At 43.8% G+C, this 10,196-nt stretch carries 10 protein-coding genes; 5 read left to right on the top strand and 5 right to left on the bottom strand.

Annotated elements, in window-relative coordinates:
- The 3 genes from ACKI5J_RS18730 to ACKI5J_RS18720 all read right to left on the bottom strand — a co-directional run.
- A partial coding sequence (locus ACKI5J_RS18730; RefSeq protein ID WP_407431272.1) for a glycosyltransferase family 9 protein occupies positions 1-949 on the bottom strand: 949 nt, incomplete at its 3' end.
- Positions 927-1,475, bottom strand: coding sequence for a D-glycero-alpha-D-manno-heptose-1,7-bisphosphate 7-phosphatase (locus ACKI5J_RS18725; RefSeq protein ID WP_407431270.1), 549 nt, complete (start codon positions 1,473-1,475; stop codon positions 927-929). The genes ACKI5J_RS18730 and ACKI5J_RS18725, both read right to left, overlap by 23 nt.
- Positions 1,476-1,480: 5 nt before the next feature.
- Positions 1,481-2,437, bottom strand: coding sequence for a glycosyltransferase family 4 protein (locus ACKI5J_RS18720; protein ID WP_407431268.1), 957 nt, complete (start codon positions 2,435-2,437; stop codon positions 1,481-1,483).
- Between the two features lie 144 nt (positions 2,438-2,581).
- On the opposite strand from ACKI5J_RS18720, the gene ACKI5J_RS18715 reads away from it, so the two are divergent.
- A complete protein-coding gene (locus tag ACKI5J_RS18715; protein WP_407431266.1) occupies positions 2,582-4,138 on the top strand; it encodes an FAD-dependent oxidoreductase in 1,557 nt (518 codons plus the stop codon).
- 4 nt (positions 4,139-4,142) lie between these two features.
- Positions 4,143-4,388 carry a hypothetical protein gene (locus ACKI5J_RS18710; protein WP_407431264.1) on the top strand — a complete coding sequence of 82 codons (246 nt, stop codon included), beginning with the start codon at positions 4,143-4,145 and terminating at the stop codon, positions 4,386-4,388.
- On the opposite strand, the gene ACKI5J_RS18705 is transcribed toward ACKI5J_RS18710, so the two are convergent.
- Positions 4,385-5,086 carry a hypothetical protein gene (locus ACKI5J_RS18705; protein WP_407431262.1) on the bottom strand — a complete coding sequence of 234 codons (702 nt, stop codon included), beginning with the start codon at positions 5,084-5,086 and terminating at the stop codon, positions 4,385-4,387. The genes ACKI5J_RS18710 and ACKI5J_RS18705 overlap by 4 nt on opposite strands.
- A 131-nt stretch (positions 5,087-5,217) precedes the next feature.
- On the opposite strand from ACKI5J_RS18705, the gene ACKI5J_RS18700 reads away from it, so the two are divergent.
- Together ACKI5J_RS18700 and ACKI5J_RS18695 are read left to right on the top strand one after the other, a co-directional pair.
- Positions 5,218-7,863 (top strand): outer membrane beta-barrel family protein, encoded by a 2,646-nt coding sequence (locus ACKI5J_RS18700; protein WP_407431260.1) that lies wholly within the window; start codon positions 5,218-5,220, stop codon positions 7,861-7,863.
- Between the two features lie 17 nt (positions 7,864-7,880).
- Positions 7,881-8,636: a GLPGLI family protein gene (locus ACKI5J_RS18695; protein WP_407431258.1), complete on the top strand. Its 756-nt coding sequence runs from the start codon at positions 7,881-7,883 to the stop codon at positions 8,634-8,636.
- Between the two features lie 43 nt (positions 8,637-8,679).
- Here ACKI5J_RS18695 and ACKI5J_RS18690 read toward each other — a convergent pair whose 3' ends face one another.
- Complete coding sequence (locus ACKI5J_RS18690) at positions 8,680-9,231, bottom strand: ferritin-like domain-containing protein (protein ID WP_407431256.1); 552 nt, start codon at positions 9,229-9,231, stop codon at positions 8,680-8,682.
- Positions 9,232-9,466: 235 nt separating this feature from the next.
- On the opposite strand from ACKI5J_RS18690, the gene ACKI5J_RS18685 reads away from it, so the two are divergent.
- Positions 9,467-10,186, top strand: coding sequence for a CDP-alcohol phosphatidyltransferase (locus tag ACKI5J_RS18685; protein ID WP_407431254.1), 720 nt, complete (start codon positions 9,467-9,469; stop codon positions 10,184-10,186).
- Positions 10,187-10,196: the final 10 nt, after the last annotated feature.

The following is a 10,196-nucleotide window of genomic DNA, read 5'->3' as shown; positions in this document are numbered from 1 at the left end:
GGGGCGGGCTAAACGGCAGGATTTGCCCCAAGGCTTTCCAGGGCGCATGCTGAGGGTTAGTCAACGCATAAAGAACGACCACAGGAGTGTTTGTCGCCGCTGCCAAGTGAACGGTACCTGTGTTGACGGATATTACAAGGGGGGACTTGCGAATCAGTTCAGCGAACTCGTTGAGCACGAACCATCCGCCCAGGGAAAAGGAGTTTTTGCCGGTCTCGGTTGCCAGCTGATCCGTCAGCGGTTTCTCTTTGGCACTTCCGGTATAAAGGATCTGGTAGTTCATGCTGTTGATAACGGTCTTTGCTGTCTCTATCCATAGGTGATTGGGATAGGCCCTCTTCTGCTCGCTAACGCCGGCATGGAATATTAACCAGGGTTGCTGTATGTTGACTCCTGCTTGAAGTAATTTGCTCAAGGCCTGCTCCTGAGCAGATTGATCCTCCCTGATCCTGAGCGCTTCATTGCAAGAAGACGCTCCCAGTTTGGCAACAAGGTCGAGATCGCGCCTAACCTGGTGCTTAATGTAGGTGTAAGGCTCTCTGTCAGGCACCCAATGCGTGAGCAGTTCATAGGGATTCTCCCTGCAATAGGCCAGTCTGGAAGGAATGCCTGAAAGGTACGCGAGCATTACTGCCGGGAGCGGGTTTTGGCTATACACCGTGAATACGACAGCAAGATCGAAATTGCGCTCTCTGACAAGGGGAATGAGGTTCAAAAATCCCTGGTCATCCGGGGTGCTTGTTTTTACCCAGGGGAAGTCGCACACCATAACCTCGTCTATCTCCGCAATTAAAGGAGCAGCTCCGGCCGCCATTGAAGAGGTTAGTACGGTGATTTTTGCCTGGAACGTTTCTTTAAGTGCCCTGATGGCGGGAGAGCTCATCAGTAAATCGCCCAGGTTATCGGGGCGGATGCAGAGTATATTGTTATATTTTAGTAGCGGCATCATTGATGGTTCTGACGGTAAAGTCGGGATGGTTAAAATCATTCATCATCCATTCGGTTTCGTTTCCATTATCAATTAAAATGGTGCGGCAGCCTGCACGGTTTCCGGCCTCAATGTCGTGGAGGATATCGCCGATCATCCATGATTCGTTGAGGTCTATGTTCCTATCTTCCGCAGCCTTTAAGATCATTCCTGGCTGTGGCTTTCTGGACCCGCAGTCGATTGCATAGCGCCCAACACTACCCTCGGGGTGATGAGGGCAATAATAGAATGCGTCCAGCGAAAGATCATGTTCAGCTAAAAGTTCCCTGAGCTTTTCTTCCACCTGCCTGAGCTCAGATTCTTCAAAATATCCATGGGCAACACCGGATTGATTGGTTATAACGATCAGCTCGTAGTCAAGTTGCTTAATTCGCTTCAGGCCCTCTATGGCGTGAGCTTGGAGCCGGATGAGATCAGGATTAACGTTGAACGGCACGTCTACAATCAGAGTGCCGTCTTTATCCATAAATACAGCCTTACTACGCATGTCGGTTACGCTATTTTGGTTTGTATAACATCCCGTATTGTTTGCTCCCAATCGTGTGTAAACCTTTCGATATTATAGCGGTTCAGTGCCGTTTTTCTACCTTCAATACCCAGCCGTGCAGCGTATTCTTTATTTTGAAGGAGCTGCTGCATCTTTTTGACCAGTGTGTCAATATCAGTGTGGATAAAGCCGTTAATGTCATTAGTTATTACGGTGGGAAGTTCTGTAGTGGCCATTCCGACTATTGGGAGACCCAGCATCATGGCTTCGCAAACCGCCAGACCGTGGCTGGTATAGCGAATTGGATTGAAGAAGAAGCGGTACCTGCTGATAAACTCTGGTAATTGGGGGTGAAGTACTTCGCCCAGCCCCAGTTCCCCTGTGTTCATTCCGATCAGATCAAGGGGGACATGCTTGCGGACTTCAAGGAAAATGTCGAGTCCAAGGAGACGGCCGCGGCTCGGCAAATTGTTAATAACAACGATTCCTTTATTAATTTCTCCTGTATACGGAATGTCGGGGACGGTTACACCATGTTCGATCACCCGGGTTCTGGTATTGTTATTATCCCACATCAGGCGATTGAAGTGAGTAACATGCACGAGCAGGACTTCCGGATCATCGACGACATGCCTGGTATCAGTAGGATGCTGACGGGGCGGATCGTGTTCAATATATATCCTGGGAAGCGCCCGCTGCTCAGCTGTCAGGATCTCGTACTGATCTTCAAGATAGTTTTTATTGGTTTGAAAGATGATACAGTCGAAATCCAGTTTCGCGATATCGTCGACATGTACTTCATGGACATTGTCTCCGAACGGGAATGTTTCGCCCCTCCCGTAATATCCTTCGGTTTTCTCTTCCCTGACAGGAATAAAAATGTCGTAGTTTCCCTGAGAAAGGTAAAAAAGGTAGCTACCGTGGATGTGCCAGGTAAAGATCTTAGGTCTTTTGCTGTTCATTAGGTGGTTCATAGGTAGATTACAGACAAACGAACCTGCGGCTTTGTTTAGAACGAACGGCAATTTGCGGAGTGATAATGCGTAAGATGCAAATGTTGAAAAACTTATTGTGGCTTGTGTGTTTATAGAAAACAACCTATTGATATGATGACATCAGACAAGACACCAGAAAATTTCACCTTACGAGATGCGAAAACCAAGAGCTTATGGCAGGAAAATGTTCTGAGCGCAGCGACTGCAAGTTCAGAAGACAGGGCTGCCTCTGAAATCTTTGACGTTGTTGTTGTAGGTGCAGGTATCACCGGATTGACGACTGCCCTGCTGCTGCAGGAAGCTGGTTTGCGTTGCGTTATTACGGAGTCAAAGACGCCAGGCTTCGGTACAACAGGGGGCACGACCTCGCACATAAACACGATGTTGGATACTTCCTATGATATTATTGAAAGGGACTTTGGTTTGGACAATGCCAGGCTTGTCGCGGCAGCAACCATGGAATCTATAGCCTTAATCTATAACAATGTTAAGAAGTATAATATAGACTGCGACTTCAGTTTTAGAGATGGTTATCTTTTTGCGGAGGATCAATCGGAAGCGCAAAGTTTAAACGAAATTCTTGCAGCGTCTAAGCGTGCGGGTGTGGATGTGGCAGAAGCGGATCATTTGCCGATACCGCTGGATTATCAGTCGGTCATCGTTTTTAAAAACCAGGCTCAGATAGATCCGATAAAATATATTAATGGCCTACTTCATGCTTTCGTTGCCGGGGGAGGTTTCTTAATTGAGAATAACAAGGTTGAGGAGACGAAGCTTGAGAATGAGGTTCATGCTCTCCGATGCGAACGATTGAACTTACGTGCCCGAAAAATAGTGTATGCTACCCATATCCCTCCCGGAATAAATATCCTGCATCTGAGGTGCGCTCCATACAGAAGTTATGTGCTGGCTGCTCAACTAGAAGAAGGTTATCCTAACGAGCTGGTTTACGATATGAAAGATCCCTATCATTATTTCAGATCTCACGAGATGGGCGGAAAGAAGTATCTTATCCTGGGAGGCGAAGATCATAAAACTGGGCATGGGGAGCCAGAGGAATCATTTGCAGCTCTGGAACAATATCTGAAGGAACACTTCCGGGTTAGATCTGTAAATTATCGATGGTCTGCCCAATATTATGAATCTGCTGATGGTCTGCCCTATATAGGGGAGTTGCCTTCTGCTGATAGAGGTATTTATACGGCGACAGGGTTTAGCGGTAATGGGATAACATGGGGAAGCTTTTCAGGATTGTTGTTGAAAGATATTTTGCTGGAAAAGGATAGCCCGTTCAGCAATCTGTTTGCTCCTGCACGGCTAAAGCCGGTGGCCGGTTTCAAAGAATTTGTGCGGGAGAATGCCGATGTTGCGTATCGCTACATAGCAGACCGCGTCAAGATTTCGAAGCTGGACTCTGTGAGTTCGCTGGCTGCCGATTCCGGAACGGTTGTCAAGTATGAGGATAGGAAGGTTGCGGTTTACAAGGACGGGAAAGGCATGATACATGCTTTAGATCCGGTTTGTACGCATGCCGGTTGTATTGTAAAGTGGAATGGCCCGGAGAAAAGCTGGGATTGCCCTTGTCACGGTGGGCGCTTCGATATAGACGGCAAGGTGCTAACCGGTCCTCCACGGAAAGACTTGCAAAAGCTTGATATTAAAGCATAAAGATATGATTTCGCACTTTGACGAGCCGTTTGAGGTCCAGATCATCCAAAATGGTGAGGAACACCGCTACCTCATCAGTCCTGTATATCATAAAAAACATACAGAAGCTTCGTTCACTGTCTCGCTGGACGGGAAGGATCTGGGTAAGCTTAAACGGCATACCATCAAGCGATGGATTTGGGAAGAGGGTAAGGCTGAGCAGCCTTTAGCCGATGAAATCGGGCTTAAAATCGATGATCATTTTAATTAACTCTTTTTTATAAGTCCTTCAACCAAGCTTTTCCACTGTAGCTTGGACACCCCCAGCATCGCGCCTGCTGCGACGATCATATTTCTTATTCTACCCCATACGCTATCTGTATGTGTATTGGGCATTTCGTTGCGGCCGTGCACTTCAGCCTGTATGGTGGATTTATTTCTCTTGACAACAAAGGTTGAGCTTGTTTCAGGTTCAAAGAAATGGGCGACTGCTTCTTTGTTGTTCAGGGGATTATCTGCAGGATGTACCTTAATGGACAGGTATTCTTCATTTGAAAAACCGCTTTGGTCGTCTACCTGTTCGATCATTACCCATTCAAAACCGTCGCCCTCATCTGTCTTCGGAGCCGGTAAATCTATTCTGATGTGGTCACCTCGGATGGGTTTCCTGTTTACAGGGTTCCCATCAGCATCCGTTAACTTAAAAACCGCGGATGCTTTCCCACAGACTTTATCCCACTCAGATATGTTGAGAAGGCGGGCCTTCACGATGAGGAAATGTTCGATAGCCTCTTTCTCAGATCGGTGTTTTATTGATGAGACGGTATCCGTTTTTATACCCTCTCGTTGTGCGGGAATATTTTCATTTTCAGGTTCCATAAGCCATTCGGTAATAAGCAATAAGTTAAGTGAATGATTAACAATTTTTAACAATAATGGTGCTGAATCACCAACATTTATTTCTATCATTGTTAACCTTATTAACCTTTATGAAATTAACCTTCCTTATCTTTTTTTGCTCGTTTTTTGTTTTACCACTTTTTAGCCAACAACGATATACACTGAAAGGTTCAGTCATAGACACTGCCTCTAACATAAAAATGGTTAACGTTTCAGTAAGCGTAATGAGTGCTAAAGACTCCATTCTCACAGATTTCGGACGAACAAACACCATTGGTGAATTCGAACTGAGCAAGCTCAGAGCCGGGAAAAATATATTGTTGTTGACGTATCCTGGATACGCCGACTACGTGGAATATATTCAGATCGATTCTTTGCAAAAAGTGAAGGACGTAGGCCCATTGAAAATGATCCTGAAGGCAAATCTGCTAGCAGAGGTGCTCGTGAAGGCAAAAGCTGTCGCTGTAAAAGTAAAGGGCGACACTACCGAGTTTAACGCCGGGAGCTTCGAAATTCAACCCAATTCCAGGGTAGAAGATCTGTTAAAGCAGTTTCCTGGGATTCAGGTCGATAAAGATGGAAAGATTACTGCACAAGGCGAGACCGTTAGAAAAGTACTCGTTGACGGGGAGGAGTTTTTTGGAGATGATCCTACTCTAGTGACAAAAAATATCCGTGCGGATATGGTGGATAAGGTGCAATTATATGACAAGAAGAGCGACCAGGCTACTTTTACGGGCATAGATGATGGAGAGAAAACAAAAACCCTCAATATCAAACTTAAGGAAGATAAGAAAAGTGGCTATTTCGGAAAGCTGGAGGCCGGTGTCGGTACTGATGACTTTTATCGCGGTCAGGCAATGATCAACGTGTTTAAGGGAAAGAAGAAGTTTGCGGCCTACGGTCTGGGTGGGAATGACGGGACTGTTAGTCTTGGCTGGGAAGATGCCAGTAAGTATGGAAGTGGCGTACAGGTGAGCGATGGAGGTGGTGTTTATATATCGGGTGAGAGGTCTGACTATAACGGGCAAGGGATACCTATCTCGAGGAATGGGGGACTGCATTATGACACAAAGTGGAATGACGACAAGCAGTCGATTAATACTAATTATAAGATCTCTCATTTAGAAGTTGACGGCAACTCGAGCACGATTACCCAGAATAACCTTCCAACGGGGATCATCAACAGTAACGCCGCCAGGGACTACAACAATATCACCTTCCGGCAGAAAATCGATGCTACCTATGAGGTTAAGCTCGATTCGTCTACAACCTTGAAATTTATTGTGGAAGGGGGGAAGTCTGACGTGGAGAATCGGGAGGCTAATCTTACGGAAAGCTATCGGGGGAGTGGCACGCTGCTAAACACCGGGACACGCAGGAATACCAATGATGGGGAGGAACAGCAATTTTCAGCCAGCGCGCTTTATACAAAAAAGTTTAAGAAGACAGGGCGCACTATCTCATTTCTAGCCAGCCAGGATTTGCGACAGAATAAGACCTCGGGATACCTTAATTCTGTGAATGAGTTTTTTGATCAGAACGAAAACCGTGAGAGTGTACAGAACATTGATCAGTTGAAATTGAATGATAGTGAGAACTCGTTTTTCCGAACGAATCTGACATATACAGAGCCGCTGAGTTCTGCATTATCTTTGGTTGTTAATTACGGTTTCAATTTAAGATCTAGTGCAGCTGACAGGAGGTCGTATAATATGTCAGGTGATGGACAATACAATCTTCTGGATACGCTTTTTAGCAACAACTTTGAGGTTGACGAAACGAACCATCAGGGAGGAGCGGTCTTTAATTATAAGAAGGATAAGGCAATCTTTAATTTCGGGTCAAAGGTCAGTACAGTGGATTTTAGACAGAAGGACCTTTATGATGGCACGACTTACTCTCGCAACTTTATCAACTGGAACCCACAGGCGACGTACCAATACCGTTTTTCTCAGCAAAGGTCTTTGCGAGTTAATTATACTGGAAACACGTCTCAACCGTCCATCAGCCAAATTCAGCCGATACGGGTAAATGATGATCCATTGAATGTAGTAGTGGGAAATCCGGATCTAAAGCCATCGTACAGAAATAGGTTTGAAGTATACTTCAATTCATACAAGATCATGAGTGAACAGTATATCTATCTTTACAGTTCCTATAATTTTACCTCGAACCAAATAGTCCAGAATACGCTTACCGACTCGTCGGGACGTAACGTATACCAGTCGGTGAATTTGACTAATAAACAACCTTCCAGCCTTGACCTCAGCGCTTATTATAGCCAGAAACTCATCGGAAATGTTAATGTAGGGATTGAATTAGGGATGAATGGGAATACGTACTATAATTATGTGAATACAGTGTTAAATAAGACGAAATCATATAATTACCATGCTGGATTGCGAATCTCCCAGTACAAACAAAAGAAATATGAGTTCTCGTTTTCGTTCAGACCTGGATATAGTACGAATGAGTCCTCGCTTCAACAAGATATAGACAACAACGGATTCGTGTTCAATTCGTATGCTGATTTCGCAGTGTATCTTCCCGGAAAGTTCCAGATAAGCTCAAACTCACGTTATGAGTTCAGGGAAAAGACACAATCTTTTAATGATGACTTTGAGCGCATGATTATAGATGCGAGGATTGAGAAGAAGTTCTTTAAATCCGAAGCGTTCCGCCTTGCTATACGTGGGAATGATTTATTAAACCAAAATAAAGGGATCAATAGGAGCGCAAACAATAATATGGTGATAGAAAACAGGTTTAATACCATCAGACGTAATTATATGGTATCAGCTATCTGGGATTTTAACAAAATGGGTGGAGGTATAAAGAAATGATTAAACGGTATGTTTTTATGTTAATAGCATCGATTGTGAGCACCTTGCCCGGTATGGCACAGCATGCGAGATTTGTTAGTGAGGGAGTTGTCGAGTTCGAAAAAAAAATAAACATGTATGCCAAGGTTAAAAAAAGTATCGATAAGGAAAATGAGGCCTACATGTCTAAGTATTACGATCAATTTGTGAAAAGCCAGCCTCAGTTTCTGACAGTTAAGAGCAATCTTATTTTTGCGGCTGACCGAAGCTTGTATACACCCATCCCCATTACTGTTACAGCGCAAAACAGTATGTATGGGGATCCCAATAATAACCAACCTAATGTAGTTTTTACTGATTTCGCAACCCGATCATCTGTTCTTCAAAAAAAGGTATTTGAAGAAACGTATCTGATTAAGGATAGTATAAGACCTATCACCTGGAAATTGACAGGTGAAACCCGGGAAATTGCTGGCTATCAGTGTCGGAGAGCCAACGGTCTAATGCTTGATTCAATTTATGTGGTAGCGTTTTATACGGATGAAATTACGGTTTCGGGAGGGCCAGAATCATTTGGTGGCTTGCCTGGTATGATATTGGGAGTGGCTCTTCCTTATGAGAACGTAACCTGGTTTGCAACTCAGGTTTCTGATAAGATGGTGGATAAGAATTTGATTAAAGCACCAGCAAAAGGAAAACAGATGAATAATAAAGATCTGATGATCAGACTAAATGATCTAGTTAAGCGCTGGGGGGACAGTGCGAAGAGGATATTGAATGACTATATCATATAACAAACAGGATATTAAGTCCTGCCTGTTATATGTAGGTTTGATATTATTCTTCAGCTGCCTGTTCGTTGACGAATCCCTCGGCAACCTCTGTAAGAGCAACGTCTGTAGCTTTTTCGTTTTCAAGAATTTCTGAAAGCAAGTTCACCACATCGGTATGTCCCATGTTTTCTGCAAACGTTCTTAATGAGCCATAAGTAGCAATTTCGTAGTGCTCAACTTTTTGAGCTGCGAGGATCAAACCGGCATCTCTCACCATTGTGCCTTCCTCAGTGTCTTCTATCATGCTGGTAGCTTCTTCGAGAAGACCTTCCATTGCATCACACTTTTTAGCAGATGCTTTTTCTTCAAGTAAACTGAATACTTCTTCCACTTTCGCAATGTGCTCTTCAGTTTCAGCAGTATGTTTTTCAAATGCTGCTGCTAGTTCAGGGCTGGTTGACGCTTTCTGTAATTTCGGAAGAGCTTTTGCAAGATGCTTCTCTGCCCAGTAAATATCCTTCAGTCCATCGACAAAGAATTTATGAAATTCAGAGTCTTTCATTTTTCCTGTTACGCCGGTTGGTTTTTTCTTCGTTGATTTTGAGGTAGTCGCCATGATTTATGTTTTTTTTGTTAGGTTATTAAATGTTCATAAGTAACCGTCCCTTGTTGAAATTGTTTATGAAATTTTTATTTGCTCTAAAGAAATCCTTGGCTGAACAGCTTATTAGTTTGGAAGCTACCGGCGCTTGGCTCCGTTTGAGGTGCTTCTGTTAATCAGTTGCTCTATGGCTTGAGATTGAACCTATTATTGTTACTTTTGCACACCTTTTATTATATAAGGTTACATTATGAATAAAGAAGAACTATCCATGGCGACGTTGGAAAAGCAAATTGAGGATAGAAAAAGAACTTTTAAGGACAGGAAGAGAACTAATATCTTAAAAAGTACAGAGCAGAAGGCTATCAGCTGGCTTGTTTCCAGAATGCCCCAGTTTATAACTCCCGATATTTTAACAGGTGTTGGCCTGGTGGGAAGCTTGCTTGTACTCACAGGTTTTTTGATGGCAACCTACGTTGATGTGGCGTATCTGCTTGTTGGAATAGGGGGGCTATTCATTAATTGGTTTGGAGATTCACTGGATGGCCGGATTGCGTATTATCGTAATATTCCGAGGAAGTGGTACGGTTTTTCACTGGATATCATTATGGACTGGATAAGCACTATTCTTATGGGATTTGGCTTTTTGGTCTACATTAAGAATGAGTTTGAGATTGTCGCTTTTCTCTTTGTTGCTTTTTATGGCTGGGCAATGATTATTTCTCAGGTACGCTATAAGATTACCGATAAATACACAATTGACTCAGGGATATTTGGTCCTACTGAAGTTCGGTTCATCATTTGTGCGGTATTAATTTCAGAAGTCCTTTTCGTCGGATCAATGAAGTGGTTTGGGGTTGTGATGTGTGCGGCTCTTTTTATAATTAATTTGATTGATACCCGTGCTTTATTGCAGTTAGGTGATAAGCGTGACCTGGCAGAGAAGGCTGCTCTGCTGAATTCAAAATGATTAGAAAGAA

The organism is Arcticibacter sp., from assembly GCF_045629565.1.
Lineage (GTDB): Bacteria > Bacteroidota > Bacteroidia > Sphingobacteriales > Sphingobacteriaceae > Arcticibacter.
This window is presented reverse-complemented; position numbering and strand designations above follow the sequence as displayed.